Annotated in this window: 15 protein-coding genes and 1 pseudogene; 7 read left to right on the forward strand and 9 right to left on the reverse strand. The window is 58.3% G+C overall.

Annotated elements, in window-relative coordinates; genetic code table 11:
* The gene (locus KIK84_RS04405; protein WP_214121785.1) at nucleotides 1-1,257 is read left to right on the forward strand and encodes a YuxH family protein; all 1,257 of its coding nucleotides are present in this window, start codon (nucleotides 1-3) and stop codon (nucleotides 1,255-1,257) included.
* A 22-nt stretch (nucleotides 1,258-1,279) separates the two neighbouring features.
* Here the strand turns inward: KIK84_RS04405 and KIK84_RS04410 are convergent, their stop codons facing one another.
* The gene (locus tag KIK84_RS04410) at nucleotides 1,280-2,704 is read right to left on the reverse strand and encodes a putative bifunctional diguanylate cyclase/phosphodiesterase (RefSeq protein ID WP_214121786.1); all 1,425 of its coding nucleotides are present in this window, start codon (nucleotides 2,702-2,704) and stop codon (nucleotides 1,280-1,282) included.
* Between the two features lie 85 nt (nucleotides 2,705-2,789).
* Between KIK84_RS04410 and prmC the strand changes: the two genes are divergently transcribed.
* Together prmC and KIK84_RS04420 are read left to right on the forward strand one after the other, a co-directional pair.
* The gene (prmC, locus tag KIK84_RS04415) at nucleotides 2,790-3,671 is read left to right on the forward strand and encodes a peptide chain release factor N(5)-glutamine methyltransferase (RefSeq protein WP_214121787.1); all 882 of its coding nucleotides are present in this window, start codon (nucleotides 2,790-2,792) and stop codon (nucleotides 3,669-3,671) included.
* Between the two features lie 68 nt (nucleotides 3,672-3,739).
* A complete protein-coding gene (locus tag KIK84_RS04420; RefSeq protein ID WP_250207755.1) occupies nucleotides 3,740-5,185 on the forward strand; it encodes an aldehyde dehydrogenase family protein in 1,446 nt (481 codons plus the stop codon).
* 62 nt (nucleotides 5,186-5,247) lie between these two features.
* Here the strand turns inward: KIK84_RS04420 and leuA are convergent, their stop codons facing one another.
* Nucleotides 5,248-6,987, reverse strand: a complete 1,740-nt coding sequence (gene leuA / locus KIK84_RS04425) for a 2-isopropylmalate synthase (protein ID WP_214121788.1) — start codon at nucleotides 6,985-6,987, stop codon at nucleotides 5,248-5,250.
* Nucleotides 6,988-7,168: 181 nt separating this feature from the next.
* A complete protein-coding gene (locus KIK84_RS04430; protein ID WP_214121790.1) occupies nucleotides 7,169-7,645 on the reverse strand; it encodes an FKBP-type peptidyl-prolyl cis-trans isomerase in 477 nt (158 codons plus the stop codon).
* An 86-nt stretch (nucleotides 7,646-7,731) separates the two neighbouring features.
* Here KIK84_RS04430 and grxD point away from each other — a divergent pair, with 86 nt between their 5' ends.
* Both grxD and KIK84_RS04440 read left to right on the forward strand, forming a co-directional pair.
* A complete protein-coding gene (gene grxD, locus KIK84_RS04435; protein WP_214121791.1) occupies nucleotides 7,732-8,055 on the forward strand; it encodes a Grx4 family monothiol glutaredoxin in 324 nt (107 codons plus the stop codon).
* Nucleotides 8,056-8,082: 27 nt separating this feature from the next.
* Nucleotides 8,083-10,005 (forward strand): putative bifunctional diguanylate cyclase/phosphodiesterase, encoded by a 1,923-nt coding sequence (locus KIK84_RS04440; RefSeq protein ID WP_214121793.1) that lies wholly within the window; start codon nucleotides 8,083-8,085, stop codon nucleotides 10,003-10,005.
* Nucleotides 10,006-10,042: 37 nt separating this feature from the next.
* Here the strand turns inward: KIK84_RS04440 and KIK84_RS04445 are convergent, their stop codons facing one another.
* Nucleotides 10,043-10,651 carry a lytic transglycosylase domain-containing protein gene (locus KIK84_RS04445; RefSeq protein ID WP_349815907.1) on the reverse strand — a complete coding sequence of 203 codons (609 nt, stop codon included), beginning with the start codon at nucleotides 10,649-10,651 and terminating at the stop codon, nucleotides 10,043-10,045.
* Nucleotides 10,652-10,718: 67 nt separating this feature from the next.
* The gene (locus KIK84_RS04450; protein WP_214121795.1) at nucleotides 10,719-12,461 is read right to left on the reverse strand and encodes a proline--tRNA ligase; all 1,743 of its coding nucleotides are present in this window, start codon (nucleotides 12,459-12,461) and stop codon (nucleotides 10,719-10,721) included.
* Nucleotides 12,462-12,554: 93 nt separating this feature from the next.
* On the opposite strand from KIK84_RS04450, the pseudogene KIK84_RS04455 reads away from it, so the two are divergent.
* Nucleotides 12,555-13,083 (forward strand): annotated as a pseudogene (locus KIK84_RS04455) (RNA pyrophosphohydrolase); the annotation flags it as partial.
* Between the two features lie 193 nt (nucleotides 13,084-13,276).
* Here the strand turns inward: KIK84_RS04455 and proB are convergent.
* From proB to rplU, 4 genes are all read right to left on the reverse strand, one after another.
* Complete coding sequence (proB, locus tag KIK84_RS04460) at nucleotides 13,277-14,422, reverse strand: glutamate 5-kinase (protein WP_214121798.1); 1,146 nt, start codon at nucleotides 14,420-14,422, stop codon at nucleotides 13,277-13,279.
* Complete coding sequence (gene cgtA / locus KIK84_RS04465; RefSeq protein WP_214121799.1) at nucleotides 14,419-15,501, reverse strand: Obg family GTPase CgtA; 1,083 nt, start codon at nucleotides 15,499-15,501, stop codon at nucleotides 14,419-14,421. Before cgtA ends, proB begins: the two co-directional genes overlap by 4 nt.
* 78 nt (nucleotides 15,502-15,579) lie before the next feature.
* Nucleotides 15,580-15,837 (reverse strand): 50S ribosomal protein L27, encoded by a 258-nt coding sequence (rpmA, locus tag KIK84_RS04470; RefSeq protein WP_214121801.1) that lies wholly within the window; start codon nucleotides 15,835-15,837, stop codon nucleotides 15,580-15,582.
* A gap of 16 nt (nucleotides 15,838-15,853) precedes the next feature.
* Nucleotides 15,854-16,165 carry a 50S ribosomal protein L21 gene (gene rplU / locus KIK84_RS04475; protein ID WP_214121803.1) on the reverse strand — a complete coding sequence of 104 codons (312 nt, stop codon included), beginning with the start codon at nucleotides 16,163-16,165 and terminating at the stop codon, nucleotides 15,854-15,856.
* Between the two features lie 110 nt (nucleotides 16,166-16,275).
* On the opposite strand from rplU, the gene KIK84_RS04480 reads away from it, so the two are divergent.
* Nucleotides 16,276-17,289, forward strand: coding sequence for a polyprenyl synthetase family protein (locus KIK84_RS04480; RefSeq protein WP_502757538.1), 1,014 nt, complete (start codon nucleotides 16,276-16,278; stop codon nucleotides 17,287-17,289).
* Nucleotides 17,290-17,299 lie beyond the last annotated feature (10 nt).

Here is a 17,299-nt window from a genome sequence, read left to right on the forward strand (position 1 = left end):
ATGAACCACTCCGTGCTGGGCAGCATCACCATCTCCTACCAGCCCATTTGGAATGCGGTGCGCCAGCGCAGTGGCATACAACTGACCGTAGCGCCGCACACCCAAGGGGGTATAGACGCCCAACACCTGATTGCAGCCCTACAAGAACTCTGGCCCAGCGGGCAAGAAATACAATTGCTGCACATCACCAGCGCCACCTTGCTGCGCGACTTGCTACAACACACCCAAGAGCACCACTTTTGGTTAGAAATCCCGGATGCATGGCTAGACAACCCTGAATACTTGGATTTGCTGGAAAAAGCACAGTCCCACGGCTTGCACTTGGTGTGGCGCGGCGCACCGGGTAGCCCAATGCGGGCCGAGTTTGGAAGCCTGTTCCACCAGCAGTTGCACGAACTGAGCACCCGCCAAGCACTGCAGGCATTGCGTGCTGCCTTGCAACAAAACCAACGCCATGAGCCATCCGCACCGCGCAGCCCCAGCATACCCAGCCCCGTGCAAGAACAAGTGCTCTACCACGGTTTGGCCAGCCAAGCCCTGCTGGAACACGCCTTAGATCAACAACAGGTGCATGCAGTGATAGGCTGGCCCTTAGAAGAAATTCTGTACGGCTACCGCTACCGCCAAATCCAACCATCCAAAGACCAAGTTGTGGAGTTGGTGCAGGCGATTGACGCGGATGAGTCCCTAGAACGCTTGGAGTACTTGCTCGGCGTCGGTCCGCTGCTCACCTACCGCTTCTTGCGCTACGCCAATTCCGAGCAAGCGGGTCTGCGCCACGAAGTCACCACCTTGCACCAAGGCCTGATGGCCATGGGCTATGGTCGACTGCGCAGTTGGCTGCTGGAGCAAATGCCCCATGCCAGCACGGACAACAACCTCAGCCCCATACGCCATGCCATGGTGCTGCGCGCCCACGTGATGGAACACCTGGTCGATGCTGGCATTGAAGACGAATTGCGCCGTGAAGTGTTTTTATGTGGCGTATTCTCACAAGTGGATTTGCTGCTGGGAGAGAGCCTAGGCACCGCCCTGCACCGTTTACCGCTGCCGGGGCGCATCAGCTCAGCCATCTTGGCCAACACCGGCCCCTATGCTGCAGCACTGCAAGTGGCTGCAGCCATGGAAGGTGGGCATCCACGGCTCATTCACGAGCTATGCCAAGGGCACGGTATGCATACCGATGAGGTCAACCGCTCTGTACTGCGCGCCTTGGGCTTGACGCAGGCCCGCGCTAGCAGCCGCCAGTCGGCATAGCCACCAGCGCCCACAGCAAACATTACAACGCCACCGACTCATTGTGGGGAGTCTGCGCCAAAACCAGGGCCTCAAACGCCTCCAACGATACCGGTTTGCTAAACAAATAGCCTTGGTACAAGCTGCATTGCTTGCCGTGCAGGTAATCGCGCTGCAGCGTTGTTTCTACGCCTTCTGCCACCACTTCCAAGCCCAGGTTGTGCGCCATGTGAATCAAGGTTTGGACTATCACGCTGTTGTGTCCACCTTGCTCCACACCGTGCATGAACATCTTGTCCACCTTGATCTGGTTCAGCGGCAAACGGCTCAAATGGGTAAACGAGGAGTAGCCAGTACCGAAGTCGTCCAAGGACAAGCCCACCCCCAATGTGCGCAAACCGTGCATGGTCTTGATCACCTCGTCACCGTACTCCAGCATCACGCTCTCGGTTAACTCCAGCATCAAGCTGTTGGGGACGATTTGGTGCTTTTCCACACAACTGCGCACCATGTCCACAAAACCGGGCTGCAAAAATTGCCGTGCGCTGACGTTGACCGATAGCTGCAAGCCACCCAAAACGGGGTGTGCATCCCATGCTTTCAACTGCGCGCAAGATTGATCCAGCACCCATTGGCCCAAGCGCAAAATAAAACCACTTTCTTCCGCCAAACTGATGAAATCCAGCGGTGGCACCATGCCACGCTCGGGGTGAGTCCAGCGCAGCAGCACTTCAGCTCCCATCACGTGCCCGGCAATATTGACCTGCGGTTGGAAGTACAGCTGCAGTTGCTGGCGCTCTAGCACGTGGCGCAAATCGGTTTGCAAGCCAACCTTGTTTTGCAAGGATTGGCGCTCTTGCTCGTCGAAAAAGCACACCTTGTTGCGCCCCTGTGCCTTGGCTTGTGACAAAGCGGCCAAGGCTTGCATCAGAACGTCTATAGAAGCATCGGCTTGGGCATCTACCACCGTAATACCAATGCATGCCGACAAATAAATCTCTTGCCCATCCAAAACGAAAGGCGTGCGCAGCACATCTTGTAGCTGATTGGCTTGCTGCCACATGGCTTGGCTGGCTTGGCCATGATCGCTCCACCGCGCTTGCGGCACCACGACAAAACAATCGCCGTCTTCGCGGGCCAAAAAATCCCCAGACTGCAAGACGGACTGCATGCGATGCGCCACTTGCTGCAGCAAGCGCCCTCCCCACGCATAGCCTTGGGCTGGACGCACCTGCTTGAAGTTGTCCAAATCGACCACCATAACGGCACAAAAGCCCGGTGCTTTGCGCCACTGGTGGCGCCGTTTTTTGAGATGGCGCAACAGCAAACGCCGATTGGCATAGCCCGTGATGTCGTCCACGTAAGCCAAGGTTCCCATGGGAACGGCATACCAGCGCCACAAAACCCACAGCAAGCCTGTGCAAGCGCAGGCTATAGCAAGGAACCCCAAAGAGCCCAGTTCACTCATTTCACAGCTTTCCAACGATACTATTTATTAGCGGGGCGAGTATAGGTGAGTGGTATGACCACTGCGCTTTGGGTACAGTCGGAAGATGTTTGCCCACCTTGAAACCCTGTCCCAATATCTGCACGCTTTGTCCCTCGTCAAACTGCCGGCCAATGAGGCCCGCATGCTGCTCTTGCACCTGCTGGGACGCCCTGTGCACGAGCGTAGCTGGCTGCTCAGCCATGCCGACGACAAGCTAGAAAACCTGCTGCCAGCGGACCAACACGCTGCTTTCGACCAAGCACTGACCCAGGCCGTAGAACGCCGCTTGGCAGGCGAGCCACTGGCTTACATCGTGGGCCGCAAAGCGTTCTATGGATTGGACTTGGTGATCGATGCCCGCGTGCTAGACCCACGCCCAGATACCGAAACCCTGGTGGACTGGGCACTGCAAATACCGGCTGATGCACTGCCAGCCACGGCCCCTGTGCGGGTGCTGGACTTGGGCACCGGCAGTGGCGCCATTGCCCTGGCATTGCAGCAAGAACGACCGCAGTGGCACGTGGCGGCGGTGGACGCCAGCCATGACGCTTTGGCCGTGGCCCGAACCAACGCCCAGCGACTGCAACTGCCGGTGCAATTGGCGCATGGCCACTGGCTGGATGCGCCCGACCTGCCACAGCAACCATGGCACCTGATCGTGAGCAACCCGCCCTATATCCGCGACGATGACGAGCACCTGAGCGCCCTGCGCCACGAACCCCGCCAAGCCCTGAGCAGCGGCGCTGACGGCTTGGACGACATCCGCACCATCGTGGCCCAAGCCCGCCAGCACCTGCTGCCCGGTGGCTGGCTGCTGCTGGAACACGGCTATGACCAAGCCAGCGCAGTGCGCGCCCTGCTGCAAGAAATGGGTTACCAGCATGTGCAGTCACGCTGCGATTTGGCTGGCATAGAACGTTGCACGGGCGGGCAGTGGAGGGCTTAGAACTAAGCGACAATGCAGCGCACAACTACACCTGCAACAGCAGGGTCACCGTGCGCGGAAGAGAGGCTATGCAAGACACATTCAAACCCATGGAAGATGCGCCACCCCAACTGATGGAATCGGTTTTTCAACTGCAGCGCAGCACCGCGCTGGCTTGGCGCCAATCGAGTGCGGCTGAACGCATTGCGCGCCTCCAACGCCTGCGCCAATGCATATTGGAAGAACGCGACGCGCTGTACTTGGCTTTTGAGAAAGATTTCCGCAAACCCCGCGTCGAGGTCGATGCCACCGAAATCATTCCCGTGCTAGAAGAAATCCAGCACAACTGCAGCCAGCTCAAGCGCTGGATGCGCCCACACAACGTAGGTCGCACCCTGCTGACGCTGACCGAAAGTGCCAGCGTGCACTACCAGCCCAAGGGACGCTGCCTGATCATCGCGCCCTGGAACTACCCTTTTTTCCTGCTCATGGGGCCTTTGGTATCGGCACTGGCTGCGGGCAATACGGCCATTCTCAAACCATCGGAACTGACCCCGGCCGTGAACGCTGTGATGCGCCACATCGTGGAAAACACCTTCCGCCCCAACGAAGTCGCGCTGTTCGAAGGGGGTTTGGCCACCTCACAAGCCTTGCTGGCCAAACCGTTCGACCACATCTTTTTTACCGGCTCACCAACCGTGGGCAAGCTGGTCATGGAAGCGGCCTCCAAGCACCTGGCCAGCGTAACACTGGAGCTGGGCGGCAAATCTCCCACCGTCGTGGACGCCAGTGCCGATCTGCGCCGTGCGGCCGAAACCCTGCTCTGGGGCAAATTCATCAACAACGGCCAAACCTGCGTGGCACCGGACTACGTGTACGTGCACCAGTCGGTGAAGGACGAATTCATCAAACACTGCGTGGACGTGCTGGAACTGCGCTATGGCGACAGCCCGCAAGCCCAACAAGCCACACACGATTTAACCCGCGTGATTAGCGACCGCCACACTGCGCGCCTAGCCGGTCTGCTGGCCCACGCGGTGGACAGCGGCGCGCGCGTGCTGGCAGGGGGGCAAGTGGATGCAGATGACCGCTTCATCGCCCCCACTCTGCTCGACCATGTGCCGCCCAGTACCGCGCTGATGCAAGAAGAAATATTTGGCCCCATCCTGCCCATCATTGCCTACAGCACGCTGGGCACGGTGATAGACGCCATCAACGCGCAACCCAAACCCTTGGCGCTGTACGTGTGGAGCCAATGCAAGGAGACAGTCGATGCACTGCTCACGCAAACCAGCTCTGGCGGGGTCTGCATCAACCACTGCGTGCTGCATGTGGCGCATGGCAAACTGCCCTTTGGGGGAGTGAACAACTCCGGCATTGGCAGCGCGCATGGTATTTTTGGGTTCAAAGCCTTCTCGCACGAGCGCGCCGTGCTGCGCGGGGGCTGGCTCAATCCCATCCAGCTATTCTTCCCACCCTACACCGGGTGGAAGAAAACCCTGCTGGGCTGGGCAGTCAAGTGGTTTGGGCGCTAACAACACCCCCAAACCAATGCGGCTTAAAGGCCTTTTAAGCCTCTAAGCCTTATCCAGCTTACTCAAGCAGCTACATTTTTTGTAGCAGAGCTATCGGCTGTTACCAAGCCCAAGCGGTGCACGCCGCTGACCAGCGCCTTGATGGACGCGGTCACGATGTTGGTGTCCAAGCCCACACCAAAGCGCTCACCGGCTTGGCTGGCGACTGCGCTGGTCAACTCCACAAAGGCACAGGCTTGGGCTTCAGCGGCATCGGCGCTGGCACGGGTGGAACGCTCTTCGTAGCTGCGCACTTGCACCTTCAGACCCAGGCTGTGCAGGGCGTGCACGGCGGCGTCGATGGGGCCATTGCCCTCCCCCGTAGCCAGTACCTGCTGGCCGTTGATCTCCAGCGCCAAGCGGATGCCTTGCACGTGCGGCTTGCCAGCGGCAGCGGCGTGTTCAAACAGGTGGTGCTCCACATAGCGCACGCTGACAGCACTGGGCTGCAAGTAGGTGTCATGGAACAGCTGCCACAACTGCGGTGCGTTGATCTCGCCACCGTGCGTGTCGGTGTACTGCTGCACCTCGGCCGAGAACTCCACCTGCAAGCGGCGCGGCATGACAATGCCGTACTCCTCTTCCATCAAGTACGCCACGCCGCCTTTGCCGCTTTGGCTGTTGACACGGATGATGCTGTCGTAAGTGCGGCCCACATCGGCGGGGTCGATGGGCAAATAAGGTACCTGCCACACAGCATTCGCGCCTGCCGCCTTTTGAGCAGCAAAGCCTTTCTTGATGGCGTCCTGGTGAGAGCCACTGAATGCAGTAAAGACCAAGTCGCCCACATAAGGGTGACGAGGGTGGATGGGTAACTGGGTGCAGTGCTCGACGGTGCGGGCAATGGCGTTGATGTCGGAAAAGTCCAATTGCGGATCAACGCCTTGGGTATAGAGGTTCAGGGCCAGCGTGACCAAGTCCACGTTGCCAGTGCGCTCGCCATTGCCGAACAAGCAGCCTTCCACGCGGTCGGCACCGGCGAGCAAGCCCAGCTCGGCAGCGGCCACGGCGGTGCCGCGGTCGTTGTGGGGGTGCAGGCTCAGCACAATGCTCTCGCGGTACTGCAAGTGGGTGTGCATCCACTCGATCTGGTCGGCATAGCCGTTGGGGCCAGACACTTCCACGGTGGCAGGCAGGTTGATGATGACTTTGTTCTGCGGTGTGGCCCCCCACTCGGCGCAGACTGCGTCCACCACTTCACGGGCAAATTCGAGTTCGGTGCTGGTAAACACCTCAGGGCTGTACTGCAACACCCACTCGGTCTGTGGTTGCTGGGCGCACAACTCCTTGATCTGGCGCACGGATGCCACGGCCAGATCTTTCACCTCGGTTTTGCTCATGCCAAACACCACGTCACGGAAGACAGGTGCGGTGGCGTTGTACACGTGCACGATGGCGCGGCGCGCGCCTTGCAGCGACTCCATGGTGCGGCGAATCAGGTGCTCGCGCGCCTGGGTCAGCACCTCGATGGTCACATCCTGCGGCACATGGCCGCCGGTGATGAGTTCGCGCACAAAGTCAAAGTCGGTTTGCGACGCGCTGGGAAAGCCGACCTCGATTTCTTTGAGGCCAATCTGGCACAGGGTGCGGAACATGCGCATCTTGCGCTCGGCGTTCATGGGCTCAAACAGCGCTTGGTTGCCATCGCGCAAGTCGGTGCTCATCCAGATAGGCGCCTTGTCCAGCACCTTGCTGGGCCATTGGCGGTTGGCCAAGGGCACGCTCTGGAATGGGCGGTATTTCTGGGCGGGCTGCTTGAGCATGGCAATTTCCTACTGTGTTTGTAAAGCCGTTTGGCTGATGTAGGAACTATAGCGAACAAAGTTCGCAACAAAATTGCCAAATCAAGCTCAAAAGAGCAGAAGCACCAAACAAAATAGCCGAAAAATTGCTTCTTCGGCTATTAGCTGTTTTTGCCACCTATGACAGGGGCAGTTTATTGCGTCAGTGGTGGTGACCGTGGGCACCGTGCACGTGGCCGTGGGCGATTTCTTCTTCGCTGGCAGCGCGCACTTCCAGCACCTTCAAGTCCAAGCGAATGGCTTTGCCCGCCAAGGGGTGGTTGCCGTCCAGATGGACTTCAGGGCCCTTGATCTTGATCACGGTGAACACAATGGTTTGTCCATCGTCGCTGCGACCTTCGAGCTGGCCACCCACCTTCACACCCGGGGGAAATTGGGTTTTGGGGATGGTGCGCACCAAGGACTCATCGCGCTCACCAAAGGCCTCAGAGGGTGCCAAATCGATGATTGCGCCAAAGCCAGCGGCTTGGCCTTCCAAAGTGGCCTCGACCTTGGGGAAGATGTTGCCGTAACCGCCATGCAAGTAGGCAATGGGCTCTTGGCTTTGATCCAACAGTTTGCCGTTGGTGTCAAGCAGTTTGAATTGCAGTGTGACTGCGGTGTCTTTGCTGATGTTCATAGTGCGATTATCCTTGCAAGCGTTGCTGACCCGGCCAGAGTGAAATAATCGGGGTTTATTTCCCCTGTCTAACGAAGGAAACGACTATGTCAGACGTACAACAACAAATTGCTGAGTTGGTGAAGAACAATGAGGTGCTCTTGTTCATGAAAGGCACCGCCAGCTTCCCCCAATGCGGTTTCTCGGGCCGTGCAGTGCAAATCCTCAAAGCCTGCGGCGTCGATGCCAAAGCCATCAAAACCGTGAATGTGCTGGAAGACGATGGCATCCGCCAAGGCATCAAGGAATTCAGCAACTGGCCCACCATCCCACAGCTTTACATCAAGGGCGAGTTCATTGGCGGCTCGGACATCATGATGGAGATGTACGAAAACGGCGAACTGCAAAAACTGGTGGGAGCCAGCACCTAAGCTACCCCCAACCAGGCACCACAGACCATGCTGCCGCAACTGCAACGCCTGCTAGGTCCTTCGACTGCGCAGCATGAAGCAGTGCGGCAGCGGCGTTTGATGCAAATGGCGCTGCTCGTGCTGGTGTCTTTTTCGGGTACGGCCGTGCTCTACGGGCTGCGCGACCGTTGGGATTTGGTACTGCCGCTGACGCTGACAGCCACCCTCATGTTGCCCGTACTGTGGATGGTGCACCATGGCATGCACCAATGGGGCATGCAAGTCATGCTGATGGGCGTCACCATCGCCATAAGCTACATGCTCTGGATCAATGAGGGCTTGCAAGACACCGTCTTGCTGTCTTACCCGGTGATTTTGTCCGCTGCAGCCCAACTCATGAGTCCGCGCCGCTTTTGGGTGCTGCTGGCCTGCATGCTGGGCTGTGTGTTGCTGATTGGCTTGGGCACGCAGTATGGATGGCGCAGTGTCCAAATTCCCAGCACCATCGATGAACGCATCACCGACAGCCTAACGATTCTGATCGTCAATGGCTTTGTGATCTGGTTCTTGAGCCGAGACATGCAGCACGCTCAGTTGCGTTTGCAGCGCCAGCTCAAACGCTTGCAAGCATCGGAGCGGCGCATGGCCTATTTGGCCCAGCACGATAGCCTGACCGAGTTGCCCAACCGTGCCTTGGCCTGCGATCTGCTAGAGCGCGCCATGCAGCGCTCCAGCGAAGAGGGCTACGCGCCTTTGGCCCTGCTGTTCATCGACATGGACAACTTCAAAGAGGTGAACGACACCTTGGGGCACAGCGCGGGTGATGAATTTCTGCGCTGCATTGCTGAACGCCTGCGCAGCGCAGTGCGTGAGAGCGACATTGTGGCCCGCCAAGGCGGCGACGAATTTTTGGTCTGCCTGACCGATGTGGTGGATGACGAATCGGTACGCCATGTGGCGCAGCAAATACTGCACAACATGGGCCAACCATTGGTGCTGCGGGGCTTGAGCATCGTGCCCTCTTGCTCCATAGGCGTAGCACTCTTTCCCACCCATGGCCGCAGTTTTGACGAGTTGCTGCGTTACGCCGATTTGGCCATGTACCAAGCCAAAGAGGCCGGACGCAACACCTACCGGATCTACGACGAGAGCATCCACTCCGGCATCAACGAGCACCTGCACCTCATCTCCAGCCTGCGCCAGGCCTTGCTGCACAACGAATTCGTGCTGCATTACCAGCCTGTTTTTGACTTGCGCAGCGGCCACTTGGTGGGTGCAGAAGCGCTGATTCGCTGGCAGCACCCCAGCCTCGGACTGATGGCGCCGGGCAACTTCATTGCCACAGCCGAGAAATCGGGGCTGATCATCGAAATAGGCCAATGGGTGCTGGAAAACGCCTGTCGCCAAATGCAAACTTGGCGCCAAGCGGGTTGCCCCCCCCTGCTGCTGTCGGTCAACCTCTCACCCGTGCAATTTCGCCGCGGCAATTTGCCCGAACTGGTGAACAACGCGCTCTTACACAGCGGCCTGCCCGCGCAGTTGCTGGAGCTGGAGGTGACCGAATCGACTTTGATCGAGGACGTCGAAGGATTTATCCACATCCTGCAGCAGCTCAAGGGTTTGGGGCTGCGCATCGCGGTAGACGACTTTGGCACCGGTTACTCCAACCTGTCTTCCTTGCAGCGTTTCCCGGTGGACAAGCTCAAGATTGACCAAAGCTTTGTGCGCCGCCTGCTGCTGGGCGAGAAAGACGTTGCCATGGTGCGCACCATCATCCACCTGGCCAAGAGTTTGGAGCTGCAAGTCACGGCCGAGGGCGTGGAAGACATGGCCACGCACGACATGCTGCGCAGCCTAGGCTGCGACATGGCCCAAGGCTATGGTCTGGGCAAGCCCAAAACCGCCGAGCAATTTGCCGCCTTCTGGCACACCTACAGCTTGGTGCAGCCCCACGCAGCTCGCTTGCACTGACGGCACGCCTGGCCTGCCCTTTCGGCCACGGGTGGATTTATCGGCCTTCGGTCCAGACCCAGTTCTTTTGTGCTGCTAGCACGGCATTGGGGTACGCTGGCTTGCCACGCGAGCCGTTGTAGCGCCCCAGCGCCATGTACAGGTCCCCTTTTTCCATGTCGAGGTAGTGACGCAAGATGACGCAGCCAAAGCGCAAATTGGCTTGCAGGTGGAACAAGGCGCTGGCATCGCCATCGCCAATGCTGCGTGTCCAAAACGGCATCACTTGCATATAGCCCCGGGCCCCGACCGAACTGACAGCAAATTTGCGGAAATTGCTCTCCACCTGAATCAAGCCCAGCACCAGCGACACATCCAAACCGGCACGCTGGCTCTCGTACCAGACAGTTTGCAAAAACTCCTTGCGCGTGAGCCAGTCGGTTTTTTTCTTTTGCAAACGCGTGCTCATAGCGCCCAGCCAACGCAAGTAACGCAGGCGGGCTTCGGTGCTGGCAAATACAGGCTCTGCAGGGGCTTGCTTGGCCACAGCCGCACTCAGGGCGGTACGCACGGAGTCGGACAGGGGCTCTTCAATCTGCGCCCCCGCTCTGGCTTGCTGCAAAATTGATAGCACCCCCAGCAATACCAGCAAGCTGTACAGGCCGATTTGCTTAAAAAACGCCACCAACCCAGCCCGCAGCCCAACGCCACCGAGGCGCTGGGGCGGCAAGGCCTCACACACTGACACGGGCACGCACGTGGGCCGCAATATCGGCCACCGCCACCTTAGTGGCCGCGCTGTCGCGGCGGTGCTGGTACTCCACCACACCTTCCTTGAGTGCGCGGTCGCCAATCGTCACGCGGTGCGGCACACCGATCAACTCCCAGTCGGCAAACATGGCTCCGGGGCGCTCGTTGCGGTCGTCCAGAATCACGTCAACGCCAGCGCCCAGCAAGTTTGCGTAAAGCGCATCAGCAGCGGCCTTGACTTCAGGGAAACGATCAGGGCTGATGGGGCAAATCACCACGGTAAAGGGCGCAATCGCGTCGGGCCAGATGATGCCCTTCTCGTCGTGGTTTTGCTCGATGGCCGCGGCAGGCAGGCGGCTGATACCGATGCCATAGCAGCCCATTTCCATGAACTGGGGTTTGCCGGTTTCGTCCAAGAAAGTGGCATTCATGGCCTTGCTGTACTTGGTGCCGAGGTAGAACACGTGGCCCACCTCGATGCCACGCTCAATGGCCAGCACACCCTTGCCGTCGGGCGAGAGGTCACCTGCCACCACATTGCGAATGTCGGCAATCAAGGTTGGCTCGGGCAAATCACGGCCCCAGTTCACGCCACGGATGTGGAAATCCTCTTCGTTGGCACCGCAAATCCAATCCGCCATGACCGCCACATCGCGGTCGGCCACCATCTTGACGGGCTTTTTCAAACCCACTGGGCCCAAGTAACCGGGCTTGGAACCAAAGTGCTCCTCGATCTCGGCCAAGGTGGCAAAGCGAAAGTCGGCCAAGCCGGGCAATTTGCCGACCTTGACCTCGTTCATCTCGTGGTCGCCACGCAGCAGCAGCAGCCAGACTTGACTCTTGAGCACCGTGCCCTTGTCGTCCTTCTCATCGGTGGCAAGCACCAGCGATTTGATGGTGGAAGACAGTGGCACCCCCAAAAACTCGGCCACATCGGCACATGTGGACTTGCCGGGCGTAGCCACCTTTTCCATCGGGATGCCGGCAGCAGGGCGCGGGCCAGTGGGGGCCAAGGCTTCGGCTTTCTCGATATTGGCGGCGTAATCGCTGGTCGGACAATAGATGATGGCATCTTCACCGGTGGAGGCGATCACCTGGAACTCTTCGCTCAAGTCGCCACCAATGGCACCGCTGTCGGCCGCAACGGCGCGGTAACGCAGGCCAAAGCGGTCAAAAATCTGGCGGTAGGCTTGTGCCATCACTTGGTAGCTGGCTTTGGCGCTGGCCTGGTCGCGGTCAAAGCTGTAGGCGTCTTTCATGATGAATTCACGCCCGCGCATCAGTCCAAAGCGGGGGCGGCGCTCGTCACGGAATTTGGTCTGGATCTGGTACAGGTTGATGGGCAACTGCTTGTAGCTCTTGATCTCTTGGCGGGCAATGTCAGTCACCACCTCTTCGCTGGTGGGCTGGATGATGAAGTCATGCCCATGGCGGTCTTGGATGCGCAGCAGCTCGGGGCCCATCTTGTCAAAACGGCCTGTCTCTTGCCACAGCGTAGCAGGCTGCACCATGGGCATGGTGCACTCCACGGCACCGGCACGGTTCATCTCCTCGCGCACGATGGCTTCCACCTTGCGAATGACGCGCAGCCCCATGGGCATGTAGTTGTAGATACCGGCGCCCAGCTTTTTGATCATGCCAGCACGGGTCATGAGCTTGTGGCTCACCACCTCGGCATCGGCGGGCGCTTCTTTGAGGGTGGAGATAAGGAATTGGGAGGCTTTCATCGCTTGTGTCAGGGAAAAACTGGAGGCTTATTCACTTGCTGCCGGTATATGCCTGTGCATAATGGCTGCAGTTTAAAAATTTGGGGTTTGATTATGCTCGACCGGGACGGTTTTCGGCCCAACGTTGGCATCGTCTTGCTCAACCACAGGAATCAGGTATTTTGGGGCAAGCGCATACGCTCGCACTCATGGCAGTTTCCCCAAGGCGGCATTGACCGCGGCGAAACGCCTGAGCAGGCGATGTACCGCGAGCTGCACGAGGAAATTGGGCTCAGCCCGGAGCACGTGACCATCGTTGCCCGTACCCGAAATTGGTTGCGCTACGAGGTGCCAGACCGCTTCATCCGCCGTGAAGCACGGGGCCACTACAAGGGCCAAAAACAAATTTGGTTTCTGCTCCGTCTGGTTGGCCCAGACTGGAACCTGAATCTGCGTGCCACCAATCACCCGGAGTTCGATGCTTGGCGTTGGAACGACTACTGGGTGCCACTGGATGCAGTGATCGAGTTCAAGCGCGGCGTGTACGAGATGGCACTGACCGAGTTGGCCCGCTACCTGCCACGCAACGAGCCCCGCAACCGCTACCTGCGCCAAAGTAGCCGCCCACGCGAAAACCGTGCCGCAGAAAGCGCCGACTCCACGGCTGGTGCAGCCGCCCCCATGACCGTGGTGCATGGCTTGCGAGGGCTTTACCCCCCCAAGGACTTGCCACCGGGTGCAAGTTTTGACCCCCAGCCACCAACTGATTTTGGTGAGCTCAATTGAAAAAGGCCTGCTAACAAAGCAGGCCTTTTTTGTGTGCGCCGTCAGCAGAACTACTGCGATACGATCATATTGTCGCGGTGCAGCATCTCCGGCTCGGCTGCATAGCCCAATAAGCCTTCTATCTCGCTTGATGGTTTGCGGCACAGCAAACGGGCCTCGGCACTGGCGTAGTTGGCCAAGCCGCGTGCCAGCTCTTGCCCAGCCTCGTTGCGTACGGCAATCACGTCACCACGGGAGAACTCCCCCTCCACACCCACCATGCCAATGGGCAGCAAACTCTTTCCTTCTGCGGCGATTTTGTGGGCGGCTCCTGCATCCACTAGCACCGCACCACGCAATTGCAGGTGGTCAGCCATCCACAATTTGCGGGCTTGGGTTTTTTGCGTCGGGGCTACCAAGAGGGTGCCAATAGCAGTACCTTCGGTCAGTCGCACCAAGGCGTCAGGCTCGCGCCCCCATGCAATCACCGTGGAGGCCCCGGAACGGGCCGCCCGTTTGGCCGCCAATATTTTGGTGAGCATGCCACCGCGACCAATGCTGGAGCCTGCGCCACCAGCCATTTGCTCTAGGGCGGCATCACCCGCTTGGGCTTCGCGCACGAACGTCGCATCTGGATTCTTGCGTGGATCACTGGTGTAGAGTCCTTTTTGATCAGTCAAAATGACCAAGGCATCGGCCTCCACCAAATTGGCTACCAGTGCACCCAAGGTGTCGTTGTCGCCGAACTTGATCTCGTCGTTCACCACCGTGTCGTTCTCGTTGATGACCGGTACCACGCCATGCTGCAACAAGGTCAGCAAAGTAGAACGGGCATTGAGATAGCGCTCGCGGTCAGCCAAGTCAGCATGCGTAAGCAACACCTGAGCACTGCCCAAACCGTTCTCGCGCAGCTTGGTTTCGTACATGTGGGCCAAACCCATTTGGCCCACGGCTGCGGCTGCTTGCAACTCGTTCACGGCTGTGGGGCGCGTGCTCCAGCCCAAGCGCTTCATGCCCTCGGCAATCGCACCGCTGGACACCATGATGAGTTCACGCCCTTGCGCTGTGAGCGCAGCCAACTGGCGGCACCATTCAGCAATGGCAGCCTCGTCCAATCCGCGCCCTTCATTGGTTACCAAGCTGGAGCCCACTTTGACCACGATGCGGCGTGCCTCTTTCAGCACAGTGGACTGGAAATGGGTATCGGCAAGACTCATGATTCTTGGTTATCCGCAGGAATTTCTACAAAACGGGGATCGATCTCAACAGGCGCTTGCTCCGCTACCTGCTGAGCTTTGACGTGCTGGTAAATAGACTGAATCAGCACCTCACAGCCCTCACGGGTCAGGGCCGATATTTCAAACACCGGGCCTTTGTACTTGAAACGCTTCACAAAATCCTGCACTACCGCCTTGCGGTTTTCTGCGGGCACCATATCCAGCTTGTTGAGCACCAGCCAGCGTGGTTTGTCGTACAGCGCTTTGTCGTACTTTTTCAATTCATTGACGATGGCCTTGGCTTGCGCCACGGTGTCCACGTTGTCATCGAACGGAGCCACATCGACCACATGCAAGAGCAAGCGGGTGCGCTGCAAATGGCGCAAGAACTGGTGCCCTAAGCCTGCACCTTCAGATGCGCCTTCAATGAGCCCAGGGATATCTGCCACCACAAAACTCTGCTCTGGGCCTACCCGCACCACGCCGAGGTTGGGGTGCAAAGTGGTGAAAGGATAGTCGGCAATTTTGGGGCGCGCATTGGAAATGGCAGCAATCAAGGTCGACTTGCCCGCATTGGGCATACCCAGCAAGCCCACGTCAGCCAGCACCTTGAGCTCCAACTTCAGATTGCGGCGCTCACCGGGCCAGCCTGGGGTTTTTTGGCGTGGCGCGCGGTTGATCGCGCTCTTGAATCGCAGGTTGCCAAAGCCGCCATCTCCACCCTTGGCAATGGTGATGACTTCACCGGGCTTGAGCAGCTCGAACAACACCTCGCCAGTCTCGGCATCCGAGATGATGGTGCCCACCGGCATCTTGAGGGTGATGTCATCGCCCGCCGCACCAAACATGTCCGAGCCCATACCGTGCTCACCACGCTTGGCTTCGTAGCGGCGCGAATAGCGAAAGTCCACCAAGGTATTGAGATTGGGGTCGGCTACCGCAAACACATGCCCGCCGCGCCCGCCATCTCCCCCGTTGGGGCCGCCAAATTCTTTGTATTTTTCGTGACGGAAAGAGACGCACCCATTCCCACCATCGCCAGCGGCGATATCGATAAACGCTTCATCTACGAACTTCATGGGGGCCTCTTTCCAGTATTTACAAACGAAAAACCCCGCGCTTGCGCGCAGGGTCTTTATGGTGCGAACTTGCTGATATTAAGCAGCAGTCACATTCACGGTGTGCTTGTTCAGCGCGCCCTTGACGTCAAAGCTCACATGTCCGTCCACCAAAGCGAACAGGGTGTGGTCTTTGCCGATGCCAACGTTCGCACCGGGGTGGAACTTGGTACCGCGTTGGCGCACGATGATGGAACCAGCAGTAATCAACTCACCACCGAAAGCCTTCACACCGAGCATCTTTGGCTTGGAGTCACGTCCGTTGCGCGTAGAGCCGCCGCCTTTTTTCTGTGCCATGACTTACGTCCTTTGCTTACGCCTTGATTGCGCCGATTTCCAGTTCTGTGAACTGTTGGCGATGACCTTGGTGCTTTTGATAGTGTTTACGACGGCGCATCTTGAAGATGCGAACCTTGTCGTGCTTGCCGTGGGACACCACTTTGACAGTCACAGTTGCACCAGCCACCAGGGGAGTGCCAACCTTCAACTCTGCTCCGTTGCCCACCGCGAGAACCTGATCAAACACGATCTCTTGGCCAACTTCCGCAGCAATCTGTTCTACCTTAATTTTTTCGCCAGAAGCAACACGATATTGTTTGCCTCCGGTTTTTATGACCGCGTACATGTAAACCTCGTTAGAAATTTTCTGTAGACCATTCCACAGAACTCCGCATTCTACTATTCATCAAGATTGAATGCAACCAACAGACCAGACGGGGGTTGGGGCTTCCTATAATGCTCAGTACTCTGACTCGTTGGTGGCCCATCTTGCAAACGAACCATTCCACAGCCAATTTGCTGCAGATCATCCAAGACGACATGCGCCAAGTTGATGCGCTGATTGCTACACGCCTGAACTCTGGTGTTCCCTTGGTTGGCAGCGTAGCGCAGCACATCATCACTTCTGGCGGAAAGCGTTTGCGCCCTGTCCTACTGCTGTTGACATCAGCCGCTTTGGGTTACCAAGGCGAATACCGCCATAGCTTGGCAGCCGTAGTGGAGTTCATTCACACCGCCACCTTGCTGCACGACGATGTGGTGGACGAATCCACCTTGCGCCGCGGCAACCTCACCGCCAATGCCACTTTTGGCAATGCCGCCAGCGTGCTGGTAGGCGACTTCTTGTATTCGCGGGCCTTCCAGATGATGGTGGAAGCGGGCGACATGCGCATCTTGTCGGTACTGGCCGACGCCACCAATGTGATTGCCGAGGGCGAAGTACTGCAGCTCATGAACATGCACAACGCCGACTTGGACGAAACCGCTTATCTGCAAGTCATCCGCTCCAAAACAGCCAAATTGTTTGAAGCCAGCGCCCGTGTTGGCGCCATCTTGGCCCAAGCCAATAGCACGCAAGAAGAGGCCGCAGCCACTTACGGCCAAGCCTTGGGGTCGGCCTTCCAAATCATTGACGACATCTTGGATTACGTGGGTGACCAAACGACTCTGGGCAAAAACCTGGGAGACGACTTGCGCGAAGGCAAATGCACGCTCCCACTCATTGCCGCCATGCGTCTGAGCAATCCCACAGACAAAGCGCTGATTCAACACGCCATTCAAGAAGGCAGCATCGATGAACTGCAAGCAATCCAACGCATTGTCACCACTAGCGGTGCTTTGGATGTCGCGCGCCAAGTCGCCTTGGACGAAGCGCACCGCGCCAAGGCTGCCGCACTGCAATTGCCGTCAAATAAACATCAAACGACCTTAGTAGAATTGGCTGAGTACTTGCATTCCCGCACGTACTGAGGTGCCTCCA

Source organism: Curvibacter sp. CHRR-16, assembly GCF_018474005.1.
GTDB lineage: Bacteria > Pseudomonadota > Gammaproteobacteria > Burkholderiales > Burkholderiaceae_C > Allorhodoferax.